Origin of the sequence: Lactobacillus gallinarum DSM 10532 = JCM 2011 (assembly GCF_001434975.1) — a bacterium.
In the GTDB taxonomy this organism is placed as follows: Bacteria; Bacillota; Bacilli; order Lactobacillales; family Lactobacillaceae; genus Lactobacillus; species Lactobacillus gallinarum.
Map to the genome: position 1 here is coordinate 1 of NZ_AZEL01000085.1, position 901 is coordinate 901.

At 34.9% G+C, this 901-nt stretch carries 2 protein-coding genes; both read right to left on the bottom strand.

Features of this window, described 5'->3' with window-relative positions; translation table 11 throughout:
• Nucleotides 1-593 (bottom strand): transposase (locus tag FC37_RS09905; protein WP_056945648.1); only part of this gene is annotated, 593 nt, incomplete at its 3' end.
• Nucleotides 568-901, bottom strand: a 334-nt coding sequence (locus FC37_RS09910; protein ID WP_056945649.1) for an IS607 family transposase, incomplete at its 5' end; no start/stop codon positions are given. The genes FC37_RS09905 and FC37_RS09910, both read right to left, overlap by 26 nt.

Below are 901 nucleotides of genomic sequence, written 5' to 3' on the forward strand. Positions count from 1 at the left end.
TTAAAGTGGCCAACATTGACATCAACTGCTGTCTTTTGCTGGGTTTTAGCTTTTAGTTCAATTTCTTCTTCATAAGGAAGAGCCGCATAATAATTATCTTTTTCTTTGAAGACACTTACTACTTTGACTTCATCCATCTTTAGAGCTTCATAGCTTTTTAAATCAAACCAAGACTCTTTTGAAATGCTTCTTGGGCGATCAAGGCGAAGCTTACCATTAACGATCTTAGCTCTATCAGTTTTAAAGCCTTGTCTGGGAGCTTTCTTAGATTTAAAACTAGGTATTCCCCAATCAGGTTGTGACTTATCAAAGAAGTTCTTCCAAGCATTAGCTAAGTCTTTAATCGCTAATTGTAAACATCTGGCAGACAAATCATATTGCCAGTCGGCTTTATTTGCGACTAGTTCATCACGGACTCTGCGTTCGTTAGGACTGGGATTATCTTTTTGGTTTAATGTATGAGCTTCATACATTAATTGCCAAGTTTCTAAGCCTTTATTCCAGCAGTATCGACGATAGTCGCATAGAGCATCAAGATGCTTTTGCATGGTCTTATTAACTTTTAGCTTAACTACTTGTGTCTTGATCGTCATTTAAGTACTCGCCTCTAATCTTTTTCTTGTACTTTCTTAAGCCATATAGTCTGCATGAAAACACATGAATTATACTTATCAGATCATCAACCAGTTCTTTATCAGGACTAGTGTCAATATTATTCAAAACAATTATTTCAGTCCCATGCTTTTTACATAGGTTTTCAAACCAATCATAGCCAAAACGGATAAATCTATCTTTATAAGTAATATAAATCTTATCTATTTTGTTGTTCATTACTTCGTCTAGAAGATTATTCCATTTTTGCCGTTTATAGTTTAAGCCGCTGCCAATATCGCTTATTTCT